The organism is Rhodococcus sp. BL-253-APC-6A1W, assembly GCF_012843405.1.
GTDB lineage: Bacteria > Actinomycetota > Actinomycetes > Mycobacteriales > Mycobacteriaceae > Rhodococcus.
The window spans coordinates 37,406-55,101 of the sequence record NZ_JABAFB010000001.1; the positions used below are offsets into that span (position 1 = coordinate 37,406).

Annotated in this window: 18 protein-coding genes; 9 read left to right on the top strand and 9 right to left on the bottom strand. The window is 66.8% G+C overall.

Annotated elements, in window-relative coordinates:
• The first annotated feature begins 90 nt into the window (after positions 1-90).
• The gene (locus HF877_RS00190; RefSeq protein WP_169618920.1) at positions 91-1,158 is read left to right on the top strand and encodes a potassium channel family protein; all 1,068 of its coding nucleotides are present in this window, start codon (positions 91-93) and stop codon (positions 1,156-1,158) included.
• Complete coding sequence (locus tag HF877_RS00195) at positions 1,145-3,130, top strand: APC family permease (protein ID WP_169618922.1); 1,986 nt, start codon at positions 1,145-1,147, stop codon at positions 3,128-3,130. The genes HF877_RS00190 and HF877_RS00195 overlap by 14 nt, the downstream gene beginning before the upstream one ends.
• Before the next feature lie 10 nt (positions 3,131-3,140).
• Here the strand turns inward: HF877_RS00195 and HF877_RS00200 are convergent, their stop codons facing one another.
• Positions 3,141-4,019: an alpha/beta hydrolase gene (locus HF877_RS00200; protein ID WP_169618924.1), complete on the bottom strand. Its 879-nt coding sequence runs from the start codon at positions 4,017-4,019 to the stop codon at positions 3,141-3,143.
• A 54-nt stretch (positions 4,020-4,073) separates the two neighbouring features.
• A complete protein-coding gene (locus HF877_RS00205; protein WP_169618926.1) occupies positions 4,074-4,850 on the bottom strand; it encodes an alpha/beta hydrolase in 777 nt (258 codons plus the stop codon).
• A gap of 73 nt (positions 4,851-4,923) precedes the next feature.
• Between HF877_RS00205 and HF877_RS00210 the strand changes: the two genes are divergently transcribed.
• The gene (locus tag HF877_RS00210) at positions 4,924-5,649 is read left to right on the top strand and encodes a WYL domain-containing protein (protein ID WP_169618928.1); all 726 of its coding nucleotides are present in this window, start codon (positions 4,924-4,926) and stop codon (positions 5,647-5,649) included.
• On the opposite strand, the gene HF877_RS00215 is transcribed toward HF877_RS00210, so the two are convergent.
• Positions 5,646-6,428: an enoyl-CoA hydratase gene (locus HF877_RS00215; RefSeq protein WP_169618930.1), complete on the bottom strand. Its 783-nt coding sequence runs from the start codon at positions 6,426-6,428 to the stop codon at positions 5,646-5,648. The two genes, HF877_RS00210 and HF877_RS00215, sit on opposite strands and share 4 nt — an antisense overlap.
• 174 nt (positions 6,429-6,602) lie before the next feature.
• Here HF877_RS00215 and HF877_RS00220 point away from each other — a divergent pair, with 174 nt between their 5' ends.
• Complete coding sequence (locus tag HF877_RS00220) at positions 6,603-6,881, top strand: hypothetical protein (RefSeq protein ID WP_169618932.1); 279 nt, start codon at positions 6,603-6,605, stop codon at positions 6,879-6,881.
• A gap of 55 nt (positions 6,882-6,936) precedes the next feature.
• Positions 6,937-8,073, top strand: a complete 1,137-nt coding sequence (locus HF877_RS00225; protein ID WP_169618934.1) for a Rieske 2Fe-2S domain-containing protein — start codon at positions 6,937-6,939, stop codon at positions 8,071-8,073.
• Between the two features lie 35 nt (positions 8,074-8,108).
• Here HF877_RS00225 and HF877_RS00230 read toward each other — a convergent pair whose 3' ends face one another.
• A complete protein-coding gene (locus HF877_RS00230) occupies positions 8,109-8,696 on the bottom strand; it encodes a TetR/AcrR family transcriptional regulator (RefSeq protein ID WP_169618936.1) in 588 nt (195 codons plus the stop codon).
• Positions 8,697-8,806: 110 nt separating this feature from the next.
• Between HF877_RS00230 and HF877_RS00235 the strand changes: the two genes are divergently transcribed.
• The gene (locus HF877_RS00235) at positions 8,807-9,595 is read left to right on the top strand and encodes an SDR family oxidoreductase (RefSeq protein WP_169618938.1); all 789 of its coding nucleotides are present in this window, start codon (positions 8,807-8,809) and stop codon (positions 9,593-9,595) included.
• A gap of 20 nt (positions 9,596-9,615) precedes the next feature.
• Here the strand turns inward: HF877_RS00235 and HF877_RS00240 are convergent, their stop codons facing one another.
• From HF877_RS00240 to HF877_RS00255, 4 genes are all read right to left on the bottom strand, one after another.
• Positions 9,616-10,374 carry an IclR family transcriptional regulator gene (locus tag HF877_RS00240; RefSeq protein ID WP_169618940.1) on the bottom strand — a complete coding sequence of 253 codons (759 nt, stop codon included), beginning with the start codon at positions 10,372-10,374 and terminating at the stop codon, positions 9,616-9,618.
• Positions 10,375-10,480: 106 nt separating this feature from the next.
• A complete protein-coding gene (locus HF877_RS00245) occupies positions 10,481-11,146 on the bottom strand; it encodes an IclR family transcriptional regulator (protein WP_169618942.1) in 666 nt (221 codons plus the stop codon).
• A 154-nt stretch (positions 11,147-11,300) separates the two neighbouring features.
• Positions 11,301-12,212 (bottom strand): biphenyl-2,3-diol 1,2-dioxygenase, encoded by a 912-nt coding sequence (bphC, locus tag HF877_RS00250; RefSeq protein ID WP_169618944.1) that lies wholly within the window; start codon positions 12,210-12,212, stop codon positions 11,301-11,303.
• Positions 12,213-12,242: 30 nt separating this feature from the next.
• Entirely contained in the window at positions 12,243-13,415 is a 1,173-nt protein-coding gene (locus HF877_RS00255) for an acyl-CoA dehydrogenase family protein (RefSeq protein ID WP_169618946.1), read from the bottom strand.
• 237 nt (positions 13,416-13,652) lie between these two features.
• Between HF877_RS00255 and HF877_RS00260 the strand changes: the two genes are divergently transcribed.
• Both HF877_RS00260 and HF877_RS00265 read left to right on the top strand, forming a co-directional pair.
• Positions 13,653-14,138: a nuclear transport factor 2 family protein gene (locus HF877_RS00260; protein WP_169618948.1), complete on the top strand. Its 486-nt coding sequence runs from the start codon at positions 13,653-13,655 to the stop codon at positions 14,136-14,138.
• Positions 14,139-14,159: 21 nt separating this feature from the next.
• Positions 14,160-14,708, top strand: a complete 549-nt coding sequence (locus HF877_RS00265) for a nuclear transport factor 2 family protein (RefSeq protein ID WP_169618950.1) — start codon at positions 14,160-14,162, stop codon at positions 14,706-14,708.
• A gap of 30 nt (positions 14,709-14,738) precedes the next feature.
• Here HF877_RS00265 and HF877_RS21195 read toward each other — a convergent pair whose 3' ends face one another.
• Complete coding sequence (locus tag HF877_RS21195) at positions 14,739-15,278, bottom strand: alpha/beta hydrolase (protein WP_240951839.1); 540 nt, start codon at positions 15,276-15,278, stop codon at positions 14,739-14,741.
• A gap of 492 nt (positions 15,279-15,770) precedes the next feature.
• On the opposite strand from HF877_RS21195, the gene nhaA reads away from it, so the two are divergent.
• Positions 15,771-17,624, top strand: coding sequence for a Na+/H+ antiporter NhaA (nhaA, locus tag HF877_RS00275; protein ID WP_169618951.1), 1,854 nt, complete (start codon positions 15,771-15,773; stop codon positions 17,622-17,624).
• The last annotated feature ends 72 nt before the right edge of the window (positions 17,625-17,696 follow it).

The following is a 17,696-nucleotide window of genomic DNA, read 5'->3' on the forward strand; positions in this document are numbered from 1 at the left end:
CATCTCCCGGTCGAACGCTATTGCGCCATCCGTGGACGGGCGTACTCTGCAATTCTGCATCCCCGCGCGAGTGACATGACGGGAGCCGGAGTGGCCGGAAGCCTGCGTGCTCGGCCGAGCCGATCGGGACGAACACCCGAGCGACCGGCGTTCACATTGGTCGGTACCGTGCGCGTACCCCACGTCTTCGTGAGCCCGACGTGGGAGATCGCGCGCCGGATCGCCTACGCGATCGTGGTGCTCACGGCGGCGGTCGTGGTGGTGTACATCGGGCGGAGCGGTTTCCAGGACACTCAGGGCAATTCTCTCTCGTTGATGGACTGCATCTACTACGCCAGTGTGTCGCTGTCGACCACCGGCTACGGCGACATCTCGCCTGTCACCCCTGGTGCGCGCGCGCTCAACGCACTGGTGATCACACCATTGCGCATCCTCTTCCTCATCATCCTGGTCGGTACCACGCTCGCGGCCCTGACGGAGAACTCCCGTCAGGTCCATCGCATCCAGCGGTGGCGACGCCGCGTGCGCAACCACTACGTCGTGGTCGGCTACGGCACCAAGGGGCGCACGGCAGTCGACGCGATGATCAGCGACGGGATCGCGTTGTCGGAAATCGTGGTGGTGGATGTTGCCCGCTCTGTGATCGATGCTGCCGGCCGACAGGGCCTGGTGACGGTCCAGGGCACGGCGAGTCGCTCGGATGTGCTGCGCCTGGCCGGAGTCCAGCGAGCCTCGGCGGTTGTCATCGCGACCGACCGCGACGACACCGCGGTCCTGATCACCCTCACAGCCCGGCAACTGTCCGGCACCGCGCGCATCGTCGTGGCGGCCCGCGAGGTCGAGAACACCCACCTCCTGCGGCAGTCGGGCGCCGACACCGTGGTCGTCTCGGCCGAAACCGCCGGGCGGCTGCTCGGCGTCGCCAGAACCACCCCCAACGTGGTGGAAATGATCGACGACCTGCTCACACCCGAAGAGGGATTCGCCATGGCCGAACGGAACATCACGCCCGAGGAAGCAGGAGTGTCGCCTCGTAGCCTGACCGACCTCGTCGTCGGTATCGAACGCGACGGGCGGCTGCTGCGGGTCGGCACGGCCGACGTCGACGTCCTTCGCGGCGGCGACCGCCTGTTGTATCTGCGCAATGTCTCCGGCTGACCACGCCCGGAGTGCCGCGAACCTCCACGCCGCACCCTCCGGCACCACCAAGCGGGTACTCCTGGGACGGCCGCTACGCAGCGACGCCCTCGGTCACACGCTGTTGCCCAAGCGTATTGCGTTGCCGGTCTTCGCCTCCGACGCATTGTCCTCGGTCGCGTACGCGCCGGAGGAGATCTTCCTCGTCCTGTCCATCGCTGGGTTGTCGGCCTACGCGTTCTCGTCGTGGATCGGCATCGCGGTCGCAGTCGTGATGGCCGTGGTGGTCACCAGTTACCGGCAGAACGTGCACGCCTATCCCTCCGGGGGCGGCGACTACGAGGTTGCCACGAAGAACCTCGGGGTCGCGGCAGGCCTGACAGTGGGGAGCGCGCTGATCGTCGACTACGTGCTCACCGTTGCGGTCTCGATCTCGTCCGCCGCACAGAACATCGGTTCGGCCGTTCCCTTCATCGACCACCACAAGGTGCTGTTCGCGACGGCCGCCATCGTCATCCTCACCGCCGTCAACCTGCGAGGACTGCGGGAAGCCGGCGTGGCGTTCGCGATACCTGCCTACGCGTTCATCGTGTGTCTCGGCGCGATGGTCCTGTGGGGCCTGATCCGGATCTTCGTCCTCCACACCGACCTGCGCGCGCCGTCGTCGAACTTCGAATTGCACGCGGAACAGTCGCACCTCGCCGGCCTTGCGTTCGTGTTCCTGATCGCGCGGGCATTCTCGTCCGGGTGCGCCGCACTGACGGGTGTGGAGGCGATCAGCAACGGGGTCCCCGCGTTCCGGAAACCGAAGTCCCGCAACGCTGCGACGACCTTGCTGATGTTGGGCGCGATCGCGATCACGTTGTTCATGGGCATGATCGTGCTCGCGGAGCGGCTGGGCGTGGTGATCGCCGAGGACCCCGCGACCCAGCTCACCGGAGCACCGGAAGGCTACCGGCAGAAGACGATGGTCGCCCAGATCGCCGAGACGGTGTTCTCGGGGTTCCCGATCGGTTTCTACCTCGTCACCGGGGTCACGGCACTGATTCTGGTGCTCGCCGCCAACACCGCGTTCAACGGGTTCCCCGTGCTGGCGTCGGTGCTCGCGCAGGACCGTCACCTTCCGAGTCAGCTGCGCACCCGCGGGGACCGGCTCGCGTTCAGTAACGGCATCGTCCTGCTCGCCGCCGCGGCAATAGCCCTGGTGTGGGCATTCGACGCCGAGGTCACCAAGCTAGTCCAGCTCTACATCGTCGGGGTATTCGTCTCGTTCACGCTCAGCCAGATGGGCATGATCAAGCACTGGACCCGGCATCTGGCCACCGAAACCGATCCACAGGAACGACGCCACCTGCACCGTTCCCGGATCGTGAACTCGGTGGGTCTCGCGATGACCGCGACCGTGCTCGTGATCGTGCTGGTCACCAAGTTCGTGGCCGGCGCATGGATCGCCATCGTCGCGATGGTGGCCGTGTTCCTCGTGATGCGTGCGATCCACCGCCACTACGCGCGGGTCGCGGTGGAACTCGAGCGCGGTCAGTGGGACGGCGTGCTTCCCAGCCGAACTCATTCGATCGTGCTGGTGTCGAAACTTCATCGGCCCACCCTCCGCGCGCTCGCCTACGCCCGTGCGACGAACCCGGACACGCTCGAAGCGGTCACCGTCAACGTCGACGACGAGGAGACCCGCCGGCTCGTCCACGCCTGGGAGGAGAGCGACATCGATGTGCCGCTGAAGGTCATCGAGTCGCCGTACCGGGAGATCACCCGGCCCGTACTCGACTACGTCAAGCGACGGCGAGGCGATTCACCGCGGGAAGTGGTCACCGTCTTCGTTCCCGAATACGTCATGGGGTACTGGTGGGAACAGTTGCTGCACAACCAGAGCGCGCTGCGGATCAAGAGCCGGTTGCTGTTCCAGCCCGGCGTCATGGTCACCAGCGTGCCGTGGCAGCTGCGGTCGTCGTCCCGCCTGTCCGACGACCGCAACTGACGCAGAGCGCCTACACCCGAGCGGGCTGCAGTACCTCTCTGAGCACGGCGGCAAACCCCTCGGGTTCACCGGGCATTCCGTACTCGTCGCCGAGGAACCCACCGTGGTTTCCGGGGAACCACGTCACCTCCGTTCCGAGTCGTGCCGCGAGGGCTGCCCCACCCCGCCCTGCCATCTCCTCGGCGGACTCGCGCCCGGCTGCGGGGACGATCCGGGTGGACGCGGCGGAAAGAACATCGAAATCCGGTTCGTAGCCCGTGCACGAGAGGATGTTCTGACCTACCAGCGGGTCGTCACGCGTGCCGTCGTCCTCGGTGGGGAGACCGAAGGCGGACGGATCAGGGGCGGGCGCCTCGAAGTAGGCGTCCGACAGTTCACCTTTCCACCCGACCAGCGTGATGAACTTCGCCATCGCCGGCCCCATCCCGCTGCGCAGGTAGGTGTCGTGGATGTCGGCGCACGCCGCCACCAGCCCGTCGCGGTCGGGGAGGATGCCCGCAATCGGGGGTTCGTGTGCCACGAGGGTGCGCACGAGTTCGGGGTTGCCCGAGACCAGTTCCAGCGCGTTCACTGCGCCACCGCTGGTCGCGAACAGGTCGACCGGTCCGGTTCCCAGCGCGTCGATCAGCGCAACCAGATCGTCGGCGTGCAGCCGCGGCGTCGAGTCGACGGTGGTGTCGGTGCGCACGCCACGCCCGGTGCCGCGCGGGTCGTAGGTCACCACCGTCCGGTCGGGGAAGTACGAGGCCAAGGTGCCGAACGCACCGGCATCCATCGGCGATGCGGCGAGGATCAGGGTGGGAAACCGCTGCTCGCCGGACGCGGGTCGCACGTCGTAGACGAGCGATGCTCCGGGGACATCGAGCGTGCGGGTGTCGGGCTGGGTCATGGGAGGCTCCTTCGATCCGGATGTACCCGTGTCGACTCGGTGCCGCCCGGAAACTCATCGACGTGTCCGGTTCCGCTGTGCTGTGTGGTCGCCTGCCGGGGAAGTCGCTGCTGCGGCGAGGATATGCGCGAGATCGCCGGGGCGGCTCCACATGGGCCAATGCCCGGTCGGAAGGTCGACGACATCGACGTGGCCGAGCTTCGACACCTCGGCGAACATGGGATGACCCGCGTCGGCCAACTTCATTACCTGCGCGCTCGGGATCGAACAGCACACCAGAGTGGTCGGGACCGCCCGACGCGCATCGTTGGTGAGCGTCACCAGCCCGCGTAACACCGGACCGGGTTCCGGAACGGCCTTGGCCCGAAAGCGTTCGAGAACCTCGGCGGTCAGGCCCTCGAGGCTGGCCTGCTCCCCGAGCGAGGCGAAGGGGGGCAGGGGAAATTCGTCCGGACCCGCGGGCACATCCGGGGCGAACACACTGCCGGACGCGACCGGCCCACTGTCGACCCACACCACTCGGCGGACAAGCTCAGGATGCCGATCGAGCACCAGGCTTACCGGCGCGTTGGCTCCGCTGTGCGCCACGATCACCACCGGCTGCGCCTCGGAAGCCCCAGCCCGGATCATGGTCTGTTCGATCGCGACCGCCTGGTCGTCGAGCGTCCTGGACGCCCTGTCGGCGTCCCACTCATCGAGGCCGGGAAGCGTCATCGGGATGGATCGCAGGCCGTCGGCGTTCAGATGTTCCAGCACCTCGTCCCATGCCCAGGACCCCAGCCAATGGCCGGCGATCAGGATGATGGTCGGGCTACTCGCGTTGTTCGTCACACCACGATGCTCTCGCGCCGGCAGGACAACGGTGTGTCACCATTTTTGACATGATTTTCTGCCGGGGTAGGACGTGAAGAGGGCGGAGCGACTCCACGCTCTGTCCGAGATGCTGCGACGCAGCGGACCGCGTGGATGCACTGCCGACCGACTGGCACAGGAGTTCGGCGTATCCGTGCGGACGGTCAAGAGAGACCTCACCGCACTCGAGAACAGCGGCGCGCCGATCTGGTCGCGCCCGGGCCCCGGCGGCGGCTACGGGCTGGTCGCCCGAGGCACCCTGCCCCCGGTCAGCCTCACCCCCGTGCAGGCCGTCGCGCTCCTCGCGGCAGTCTCTGCCGCACCCGATGCCCCCTACGCCGATCTCGCCGCGGCGAGCGTTCGGAAGATCATGGACGTACTCGATCCGCAGACCCGGACGAAGGCCGATGCGCTGGCCGGTCGCGTCTGGGTCAACTCGCCTCCACCTCCTCTTCGCGCGGTCAAGTCGGCGCTCGAGGAAGCGATGGCCGAGCAACGGGTGGTGCGTATCCGCTACACCGCGCGTGACGGCGACACGACCACCCGGGATGTCGAGCCGGTCATGTTCGCCTCCACGAACGGCCAGTGGTACCTGATCGGGTGGTGCAGGCTGCGCAGCGCCATGCGGTGGTTCCTGGTGTCCCGTATCGAGCACGCTGCTGCAACCAGGATCGCCTGCAGCGGCCATCACCTCGACGAGATCGGCGTTCCCCCAGCGACAGCCAGGCCCGTGAACGGACGAGGCGAGACGACCGAGGGTTCCGGAGCGAACAGCTAGGGAGCGTTCTGGGCGCGCCCGCGTCCGATGACATCGTCGCGGCGCTCGGCAACACGTTCCGGCGTGAAGTTCTCCATCCACTGCCGCGACGTCTCGTTCTCCACCTGCAGTGCCGGAGAGGCGACATGCTCCTCCGCTCGGCGGTACGACGCGAGCAGTGTCCGCACGCCCACCCGGTCGTTGCCCGCGATGGTCGCGGCCAGATCCAGAGCGGCGCCGAGAAGCCGGTCGTGCTCCACCACCTCGGTCACCAATCCGACTCGCAGAGCTGTCTCGGCGTCGACGAAGTCTCCCGAGAGGCTCATGCGACGTGCGAACGCGCCGCCCACGGCGGCGGGAAGCCGGGAGGTCAGTCCCCAGCCGGGAAGCACCCCGACCCGCGCATGAGTGTCGGCGAACCGTGCGCGTTCGGAGGCAATGAGGAAATCGCACGCCAGTGCCATCTCGAGCCCGCCGGTGATGGCGGCACCGTTGATCGCGCCGATCACGGGTTTCGACAGTGGTCGCCACGGATGGCCGACGGGGATGCCGTCGTCCGACAGGCGGCCCAGGTTGCCGCCGGAGCCGCCGAGTTCGCGCAGATCCAGTCCCGCACAGAACGCGGGGTCGGTGCCGGTCAGGACGACGACGTCGGTCGCCTCGTCGGCGTCCGCCGCCGCGAGTTCCGTGCGCAGTACCTCGATGAGGGCGGAGCTCAGTGCGTTGCGCTGTTGCGGGCGGTGGAACGTGAGCACACGGGTGGACCCGTGTTGTGCGGTGAGCAGGATCGGCTCGGTCATGTTCGTTCCTTCGCGGAGACGAGTTCGGCTGGCCTGCGGAGCGTAACGATCGCCGGGTCGTCCCGTCACCGATGACGTCCTGCCCGGCGTGGCGTTCCACTGGGCTGAATCGATGTGGCCGCCGCCACAGCAGCCTTCCTACTCTCGCGGTATCCGAGGAAGGGAAACGCCTTGATGCAGTCGCTCGACTGTCGCGCCTGTGCGGCCCGCGTACACGTCGCGAAATACAGCCCCGCTCATACGAGCATCCAGTGGACCGACTCCGCCCGCGCGGCCTGCCACGAAATCGCGGCAGCTCGTGATCTCGATCCCGCCGCATACGTCATGCGGTGTGCAGCATTGGATTGCACGGTCGACGAGGCGGTGTCGGAGGGAAAGCTCCGCGCGACCATGAGGGTCGAACCGTCCGTCCGGCCCCTCGCTTCCGAGGACACCGTCACCGCAGCCCGGTGACCACCGTGTCTGTCAGATTCCGCTCGCTCCGCCCGTACACCTCTTGGAGACCAGAATGACCGTCCAGCAGGATCGTATCGAGATCCGCAATATCGACACCGGCACCAACCCCACCCGATTCGCGCGAGGATGGCACTGTATCGGCCTCGCCAAGTCGTTCCGCGACGGAAAGCCGCACCAGGTCAAGGTGTTCGGCACCGACCTGGTGGTCTTCGCCGACACCTCCGGAACACTTCACGTGCTGGACTCGTACTGCCGGCACATGGGCGGCAATCTCGCACGCGGCGAGATCAAGGGCGACACCATCGCCTGCCCGTTCCACGACTGGCGCTGGAACGGTGAAGGCCGCTGCGAGGCAGTGCCTTACGCGCGCCGCACCCCGAAGGTGGCGCGCACCAAGAAGTGGACGACGATGGAGCGCAACGGCGTGCTCTTCGTGTGGAACTGCCCGCAGGGCACCGAGCCGACGCCGGAACTCGCGATCCCCGAGATCGAAGGCTACGAGGACGGGCAGTGGTCCGACTGGACCTGGACGACGATCCACGTGGAGGGCTCGCACTGCCGTGAGATCGTCGACAACGTGGTCGACATGGCGCACTTCTTCTACGTGCACTTCCAGATGCCCGAGTACTTCAAGAACGTCTTCGACGGCCACATCGCCGGCCAGCACATGCGTTCGTACGGGCGCGACGACATCAAGACCGGCGTCCAGATGGATCTTCCCGAGGCACAGACGATCTCGGACGCCTTCTACTACGGTCCGTCCTTCATGCTGGACACGATCTACACCGTGTCCGAAGGTAAGACCATCGAGTCCAAGCTCATCAACTGCCACTACCCGGTGACGTCGAACTCCTTCGTCCTGCAGTTCGGCACGATCGTCAAGAAGATCGACGGTATGACCGACGAGCAGATGTCGGAGATGGCGACGCTGTTCACCGACGGTCTCGAAGAGCAGTTCCAGCAGGACATCGAGATCTGGAAGCACAAGACGCGTATCGAGAACCCGCTCCTGACCGAAGAAGACGGCCCGGTGTATCAGTTGCGGCGCTGGTACAGCCAGTTCTACGTCGATGTCGAGGAGGTCACTCCCGAGATGACCCAGCGCTTCGAGTTCGAGGTCGACACGAGTCGTGCCCTCGAGTCGTGGCACAAGGAAGTCGAGGAGAACCTCTCCGCCACAGGGGAGTAACAGCCGGAGCCGTCCCACCCGCCGGGTGGGACGGCTCAGTTGTGTCGACGTCGCAGGCCGTCGACGAATACCGAGATCACGGTGCGCGCCAGATCGGCTGTCGTCGCGTCGGGACCGGACCGGAACCAGCGCGACGCGTGCCAGACGGCGTCGTAGAGCAGTTCCCGGAACACTTCCGGGTCGATATCCGAACGGAACGTGCCGTCGGCGACGCCGTCGGCGATCGCCTCGCGCCACGCGACTTGCATGGCGTCGGCCGTCTCGACCATGTCGGCTTCGACGACGCGTTCGCGCATGTACTCGCCTTCGCGTCGCCAGATGGACGTCGCCCCGTGGTACTGCTCGCTGGTCGCCAGTGCGATCTCGGCGAGTGCTTCGAGTCGTTCGACGGGGGGCAGGTTGCGCTCCGTCACCTCGGCGCAGCGCGCCGTGAGGTCTTCCAGATACTCACGGATGAGTTCGGTGACGATCGCTTCCTTCGACGGGAAGTAGTGGTAGAGCGCCCCGGAGTACACACCGACAGCGTCGCCGATCTCGCGAATCGTGGTCGCCGTGACACCTTTCCGGGAGAAGATCTCGGCCGACCGGTCGAGGATCTGCCTTTTGCGTTCGTGTGGATCCACTTCGAGCCTCCTGCCGTCGGGCACCGGCGTACCTCGGCAGGCCATTGTGCCAGACCTCATTGATCAAACGATCAATGAGGTCCCATCCCTCACGCTCACCAGGAGTATGTATGACAACCTCGCAGACGGTCGCACCGGTCCCGAACACGGTTCTGGCCGGCGAAACAGCTCTCGTCACGGGTGCCGGGCAGGGCATCGGCCGCGGCATCGCCCTTGCACTCGCTGCCGCCGGTGCGCAGGTCGCCGTGGTCGGGCGCACGGCACGAACACTCGAATCGGTCGCCGACGACATCACCCGCCGGGGCGGTGTGGCGCAGCCCTACGTGTGCGACGTGACCGACGCCGAGGCGGTCGCGCGGCTCGTTCCGGCTGTCGCCGAACGTTTCGGCGGAATCACCGTGCTGGTCAACAATGCCCAGACCCCGGCGCCCGGGCCACTGCTCGACCTGGACGAAGCGACATACCGGGAGTGCATGGAGTCGGGTCCTACGGCGACGTGGCGGATGATGCGCACGTGCCACCCCTACCTGCGCGGGCACGGGGCCGTCGTCAACCTCGGGTCGGCGGCCGGAATCCGGTGGAACCCTTCGGGCACCGGCGGATACGCCGCGGCGAAAGAAGCCGTCCGGGTACTGACCCGCACCGCGGCGTGCGAATGGGCCGGCGACGGTATCCGCGTCAACGCGATTCTGCCGCTCGCGAATTCGCAGCCGATGGAAGAGTGGGCCCGCGCTGATCCCGACGCCGCCGCGGGGTACCTCGACACCGTGCCCCTCGGCCGGCTCGGCGACCCGGAAACCGACATCGGCCCGGCGGTGGTGTTTCTGTGCAGCGACGCCGCGCGATACATCACCGGTCACTCGCTGCCTGTCGACGGAGGGCAAGCGCTGGTGCGGTAACGGCGCGGTGTGCCTCGCATTCACCCCACGCGGCGTTGTGGGGTGGTGGTCCGGGAGAGGCTGCGCCAGATCGTGCGGGCAGCCACTCGAACCGGCGTCGTGAGGTGGACGGCGTCCACCTTGTCGGCGGCACCGGTGACGGACACGGCACCTATGTAGGTGCGCCCGTCGCCGATCGGTGCTGCGACGCACGCGATTCCGGGAATCGATTCGCCGCGCTCGTGGGCCACATGCCGCTCCCGGATCCACGCGATCTCGTTGCGCAGCCGTGCTGCGTCGATACCCACCGGCGGAGCGAGTTGCTCCGCGGTGGACGTCCCGGCGGGGTCGAACCGGGTGTGCGCGATGAGTGCCTTACCCAAGGCAGTCCGGAAAGCCGGTTGACGTCCCCCGATGCGCGACGGGACGGGTACCGATTCCCGGCCTACCTTGTCCAGGTAGCGCACTTCGCTGCCGTCGAGGACTGCGAGGTGGACCACCAGTCCCGTCACGGCGTGCAGTTCGTGGAGAACCGGGTGTGCGGCGCGGTGCAGTCCGTCGTGGTGCTGCGCGAGTGCGCCCCATTCGAAGACGGTGCGGCCGAGAGCATACGAGTGGCCCTCTCGCCGAACCCAGCCGAACTCCATCAACTGGGTGAGGAGCCGATGTGCCGACGACCTCGGTAGCCCTGTCCGAGAAGATAATTCGGACAGGGTGAGTTTGTTGTTGGTCTGGAACGCATCGAGCAGTCCGGCGACGCGGTCGACGACAGCCGCGGGGAAGCCGTCACAGTTCCTCACGAAACCTCCATATCGATAGGGCACGCCGGCCCACCGGTATTGATCGATCGATCAATCAACCGAAGAAGACAGTAGCAGGGCAGCATGTTCTCGTGAAGAGGTTTCTTCAGGTCAGGAGTGCCGACACCGCGTCGGCGGCGCTACGCACCAACCGGCTCGCACCCTCGGGAATGCGCCCCTGAGGGCCGGCCAGCGACAGTGCGGCAATCTCCCCGCAGCCCGCATCGAAGGCCGCGGCCACGCAGCGGACCGGATTCCCGCCGCGAACCACGCCCTCGGAGTACAGGAAGCATTCGGAGTGGATGTGGTCCGATGGTGCGCCGTCCCGGTGGCGCAGCAGGGCGATGCCCGCCGCCGTCTCGTGCGTCGGGCGACGTTGGCCGACGTGGGACGGTATTTCGGTGGCCCAGCGCCCGCCGATCTTCTCCAGATAGAGCAGGCTGTCGCCGTCCAGGACGGCCAAGTGGACCGCGAGGCCGGTCTGGGTCTGAAGGTCGTACATCGCGGGTAGAGCGGCTTTGTAGATCCGATCGCGTTCGCGGGCCTGGGCGCCGAGTTCGATCATCTTGGGGCCGAGGCGGTACGTGGTGCCGGTGCGGCTGATCCAGCCGACCTTCACCAGTTGCAGCAGCATCCGGTGGGTCGTCGAGCGCGGAAACCCTGTGCGCTGGGCCAACTCGGTGAGGGTCAGGCCCTCGGCGGTGCGGAACGGTTCGAGCAGAAGAGTGACTCGTCCCAGGACGGACTGGGGACTGTCGGATACGTCGGGCACAACGCCCTCCTCGGAACGGAATGCGGAGCGTGTTGATCGGTTGATCAATGGATGGGTACGACTGTAACGCGGAGGCGATCGGATGCACAGAAGCGGCGCGACGGATGTCGCGGCGCTTCTGAGCGAGTGTGCTTGCGGGGTACGTTGACCCGCGCTATCCGGCGGGCGGTGCGAACGCCTTCAGCGGCTCGGAGCCGGTTTGGTCGTGGCCCCAGTACGCGTCGGCGGTGATCTCCTCGGACGTGTAGAACCGTTCGTCGACCAGCATGCCTTCGGTACCGAACTCGAGATCCCATCCGCCCGGTGCGCGGACGTAGAACGAGATCATCTTGTCGTTGGTGTGGCGGCCCAGCGTCGAGGAGATCGAGAAGTCCATGCGGTTGACCCGATCGAGGGCCTGACCCACTGCGTCGAGGGTGTCGACCTCGGTCATCAGGTGCACGAGCCCGGGCTCCTCGTTCGGCGGTGCCGGGCACAGCGCGAGGCTGTGGTGGCGCTCGTTGATGCCGAGGAAGCGCACGCGGACGAGGCCGTCCTCGTCGAGACGGATCGAACCGCGCGGCAGGAACCCGAGTACCTGCGTGTAGAACTCGTACGTCTCGGCGAAGTTCGCCGAGGGCAGCACCACGTGACCGAGGCCGTGGCGTCCGGTGACCCAGCGTCCCGCGAATCGGGTGACCACGGGGCTGTGGTCGAGAACCGGGCCGAAGAACACCTCGAGGCGCGTACCGGACGGATCCTCGAACGCGATGGCACCTTCCGCGTCGATGTAGGTGGCCTCCTTGTGGGAGAGCACCTCCACCGTCCGGCCGGACTTCTCGACCGCTTCACGCACACGCTCGAGTGCGAACTCGTCACGTACTTCCCAGCCCACGGCCAGTGCCTTGTCCGAATCGCCGGGCAGCACCTGGATGCGGGAGCGACGCTCGTCGACGCGTGCGTAGAACCCGTCCTGCTCGGGACCGGAACCCTCGGCCATACCGAGGCCGTCGAGCAGCAGTTCGCGCCAGCGCGGCACGTCCTGTGTCTGAATCCTGAGGTAACCGAGACCCCGTAACTCTGTCATGTCAGTTGTTCCTCGAAAGTAGTAGGTGGATCAGATCATTGCGCGGTATGCGCCCTGCGGCTCGCCGCCGAGCTGGGTGAGGGCGGCCGAGTGGTAGATCATGCCGGGCACGTGAATGGCGTGGGTCAAGCCGACGTGCGCGTCGCGCCAGAAACGCTGCATCGGCGTCTTCAGGTGGACGGCCGCACCGCCGGCGCGGGCGAAGACCTCGTCCATCGCACGCACTGCACGCCACGCCGCCGAGATCTGGGTGCGCCGGCCGATTGCCCGCTCCTCGAAGCTGATCTCTTCACCGCGGTCGGTCTTGTCCCAGAAGCGGTCGACGGTCTCGAGCAGAGCCAGTCGCGAGGCGGAGATCTCGGATGCGGCCTCGCTGATCGCGAAGAGAACGTAGGGGTCTTCCTTGATCGGGACGCCGGTGACCTGGACCCGCTCCTTCTGGGCCGCGATGTAGCAGGCGAGCGCGCCTTCGGTCATGCCGATGAGCGACGACGTGATGCCGAGCGGGAAGATGTAGGAGAACGGGAACTTGTACAGCGGCTCGTCGCGCCCGGCGTGACGCCAGCCGTTGCCGCTGAGCACGATCTCCGCGTCGAGGGTGCGGTGCTCGGGGATGAAGGCGTCCTTGATGATCAGGTCCTTCGAGCCCGTGCCGCGCAGGCCGATGACGTTCCAGCTGTCCTGGTCGATCTCGTAATCGGAGCGGGGAAGCACGACATGGAGGACCTTGTCGGTGCGGTTGCCGTCCTTGTCTCCGACCGCCGCTCCGATCATGATCCATCCGCAGTGATCCGTGCCGGACGAGAATGCCCAGCGCCCGTTGAGGATGTAACCGCCGTCGACCGGCACCGCGACACCCATGGGCGCATACGGCGACGCCATCCACATGTCGTTGTCGGCACCCCAGATCTCCTCCTGGGCCTTCGGATCGAAGAATGCGAGCTCCCACGGGTGGACACCCACGATGCCGGCGACCCAGCCCGTCGCGCCGTCCAGCGCGCCGAGCGCCATCACGGTCTCGGCGGCCTCACGGGGGTGACCTTCGAATCCGCCGTACTCCTTGGGCTGGAACGTGCGGATGATGCCGGACTCGCGCAGGTGCTTCGCGGTCGTGTCGGTCAGGCGCATGAGCTTGTCGCCCTCGACGCCTTCGGCGCGGATCTCGTCCGCGTGCTGCATGATTCTGTCCAAAACGTGGCCCATGGCGTGACTCTTCCTGGGTATCGGCTGTGGAAGCCGAGCGGTGGGGTGGTGTCCCGATGAGGGGTGGGGACCGGCGCACACAGTGTGCCGATGCGCTACCCCGAACAGTGGCAGGGACCACACCCACCCGCATCGATGTTTCCGTTGAACGGGACAGCAACTGCGCGACCTGCGGGGTCGCGGTACAACGAGGACAACGCACCGGCCGTCCGTGCCCGCACCGTCCGAAGGAGCAAGATGACCGACACCGCAGCTCTGGTGGCTTCCCTGCTCGAGCGTGTCCAGGCACTCGAGGACAAGGCAGCGATCCAGGAGGTGCTGTCGGCGTACGGGCCCGCTGTCGACGCCGGTGACGCCGACGCCGTCGGTGAATTGTGGGCCGAAGATGCCGTCTACGACATCGACATCCGGGTGATGGAGGGCCGCGACGCGATTACCGAGATGGTCCGCACCCGTCCCCACCAGGACTACATCAACGAGGGCTGCGGCCACCTTCTCGATCCCGTCCACATCCGGGTCGACGGCGACACGGCCGTCGCGACCTGTCATTCACTGTTGCTGCGCCGCAACCTCGATGCCGATTCCTTCCGCGTCTGGCGCGTCACGGCCAACCGCTTCGAGCTGGCGCGCATCGACGGAACCTGGAAGATCACGCGCCGCACCGCCCGGCTGCTCGACGGTAGCGCCGCAGCACGCGAGTTGCTCGCGCGAGCATCCCGCTGACGCCCGACCGGAGGATATATCTTGTCGCAGAGCGAATCACAAAACCTCGCTTCGGAATCAGCAGGCCTCACCCTCGGTGCCGCAGAGCAGCTTCTCGCCATCCGGGAGATCGAGCGGGTCTTCGCCGCCCGGCTCCGTGTGATGGACAACAAGCAGTGGGAGTACTACCCCACCTTGCACACCGAGGATGTCGTCAGCGAAACGTGGCAGGGCCTGCCCGGCGACAAACGCCCCAGCACCGACGGTGAATCGGGCCGTGTGGTGGGGCGTACGGCACTGACGCGTGCCATCAGCACCCTGCTCGACGGCCCGGTGAAGGTGACCTCGGCGCATCACGGGCACTGCCCCGAGATCGTGCTGGAATCCGACACCACCGCCCGCGGTATCTGGGCGATGGAAGACCGGTTGTGGTGGGACAACGCCGGCACCGAGGAATCGCTGCACGGGTGGGGTCACTACCACGAGCGTTACACCAGAGTCGATGGTGTATGGCTGATTTCGTACCGCAAGCTCACCCGTCTCCGGCAGGTGCACACGCCGGGATTCTTCTCGTTCCTGAAACCGCTCTGAGCCTTTCGGCACTCCCGCGGCGCACCGGCGTCACGCGCGAGCAGCGGACCCCTTCTCTGCCGCCCGGGCATGGCCGACGATGTCGCCGGTGAGCTGTGGCCACAACTGTGGGGGCAGGTTGTGGCCCATGCCCGGAACCACCACCAGGCGGGCTCCCGGAACGGCGTCGGCAGTTGCGATTCCGCCGTCCACCTCGACGAGCGGATCGTCTTCGCCGTGGATGACCAAGGTCGGGATCGTCAGGTTGCGTAGTCCCGGAGTGCGGTCGGGGGAGACCAGGATCGCAGCGAACTGGCGCGCGACACCGGCGGCGTCGTGGCTCCGGAGGAACGATCGCCGCCCGAGGTCGGCGACACGTGATTCGTCGAGCGAGTATCCGGGCGAACCGATCACCCGGTACACCTGAAGGGAACGTTCGGCGGCGCTGTCCGGGTCGGTCGGCTGCGGAAGGAACAGCGCCGCTGACGCCTCCGGTCGCGTCCGACCCACCTCCCGCGACGGCGTGGACATGATCGATGTCAGGCTCCGTACCCGGCTGGGGTGATCGATCGCGAGTTGCTGGGCGATCATGCCCCCCCATCGACGCACCGACGATGTGCGCGGACTCGAGACCGAGCGCGTCGAGCAACCCTGCCGTGTCCTCGGCCATGTCCACCAGCGTGTACGGCGGTACAGGCGTGCCCTGTCCACCGAGCAGCGCACCCAGGTCGGGAACTCCGGCCTCGTCGAGGTGACCGGACAATCCGATGTCGCGGTTGTCGAAGCGGATCACGTGGAAGCCGTGGCCGGCCACAAGTCCGCAGAATTCGTCGTCCCACGCGAGCATCTGGGTGGCGAGACCCATGATGAGCACAAGGGGAGGGGCGTCCGCGTCGCCGAACGTCTCGTAGGCCAATTCGAGGTCGCCGACTGCTACGCGCTCGGTCCGGTCGGTCATGGGCATCCTTATCGCTCGCTACCGGTGTCTGTTCGTACCCTGCCATGTCGCGCGGTCGTCTTTACGCTTTCGAGGGGACGTTGGAGTGTTCCGGAGGAGACTCGGAACGGACTTCGGAGGGGCACATGACGGTCGACGGCAATCCCACGAACCTCCGCCGGGTGTCCAGGCTGCTCGCCGGCATCCGCGACGGCACCGATGACGACACGCTGGCGGCGGGATTCCTGCTCGCCGCCACGGTCGTGGCGCTCGTCTGGGCGAACCTGGGGGATTCCTACGAGGCGTTCTGGCGCACCCCGCTGAGCATCCGGATCGGGGACTACGGCATCACCCTCGACTTGAAGAATTGGGTGAACGACGGCCTGATGACGTTGTTCTTCTTCGTCGTCGGTCTGGAAGTGAAGCGGGAACTCACGATCGGAGAGCTCACCGATCGCACGCGGGCCGCCGTTCCCCTGGTAGCCGCCGTTGCCGGTCTCGCGTTGCCTGCCGTCCTATACCTGTCGCTCAATCCCAGCGGGGAGGCTGCGGGTGCGTGGGGCGTGGTGGTCTCCACCGACACGGCGTTCGTGCTGGGCGCGCTCGCGCTCGTCGGACCACGGTGCCCGGCCCGGTTGCGGGTGTTCATCCTGGCGCTCGCGGTGGCCGACGACATCGGCGCGCTCGCCATCATCGGGTTCTTCTACACCGAGCAACTGAGGCTCGGGTACCTGCTGCTCGGCTTCGTGGGTTTGCTGTTGATCATGCAGTTCCGCCGACTCGAAGTGTGGCGTGGCGTCGCCTACTTCCTCGTCGCGGCTGCAACGTGGGTGGCCTTCTACGAGTCGGGCGTGCATCCCACTCTTGCCGGTGTGCTGATCGCGCTGATCCTTCCCATCTATCCGCCGCGGCGCGCCGAGGTGGAACGGGCGGGTCAGCTCACGCGGGCGTTCCGTCAATCACCCAATCCCGACTACGCGCGCGCGGCGCAACTCGGTGTTCTCCGCGCGGTGTCCGTCAACGAGCGGTTGCTCCGGTTCTATCAGCCGTATACCGCCTTTCTCGTGGTGCCGATCTTCGCTCTCGCGAACGCCGGTGTGGCGATCACCGGTGAGACGATCGGCGACGCGCTCGTCTCACCGATCACGTGGGGGGTCGTCCTCGGTCTGGTGGTGGGCAAACTGGTCGGGATCACCGCAGCTACCGCAGTGTTCTCCCGTCTGCGGCCCGGGAGCCTGCCGCCGGGCCTGACTCTCTCTCAGGTCAGCGGTGGGGCAGCACTTGCGGGCATCGGATTCACCATCTCCCTGTTCATCGTGGACCTGGCGTTCGAATCGCCCGAGGCCGCCAACGATGCGCGCATCGGTGTACTCGTCGCAGCCGTGCTCGCGACCGGATCGGGCTGGGCGCTGTTCCGTTTGGCGGATCGACGCCGCCCCACCGACGGCGTCACCGGACTCGTGCTGTTACGTCCGGTCGATCCGAGCCGAGATCACGTGAGGGGACCGGACAACGCACCGCTCACGCTCGTGGAGTACGCCGATTTCGAGTGCCCGTTCTGCACCAGGGCCACCGGGGGCATCCAGGAAGTACGCACACACTTCGGTGACGACCTCCGGTACGTCTTCCGGCACTTCCCGCTCGATGCGGTGCATCCGCACGCGCGTTTCGCAGCCGAGGCTTCCGAGGCGGCCGCGGCGCAGGGCAAGTTCTGGGAGATGCACGACCTCCTCTTCGCCCGCAGCGACGCCCTGTCCGAAGAGGAGATCTACGACTACGCCGAGCGACTGGGCCTCGACATGGACCGATTCGACGAGGATCTGCGGTTGGACCGCTACCGGCACCGGGTCGACGACGACGATCTCGACGCCGCGACCAGCAACCTGTCCGGGACACCCACGTTCTACCTCGGAGCCACCGGCGCGGGTCTTCCCTTGCACACCGGGCCGTTCGACGCGGCGACCTTGATCAGCAGACTCGAAGAAGCGCGCGAGCCCTGACCGCTACCGGACCCACACCCAGGCGAGGTTTGGGTGCTCATACAGCGGGAAGCCGACGTGCAGAGCAGCACC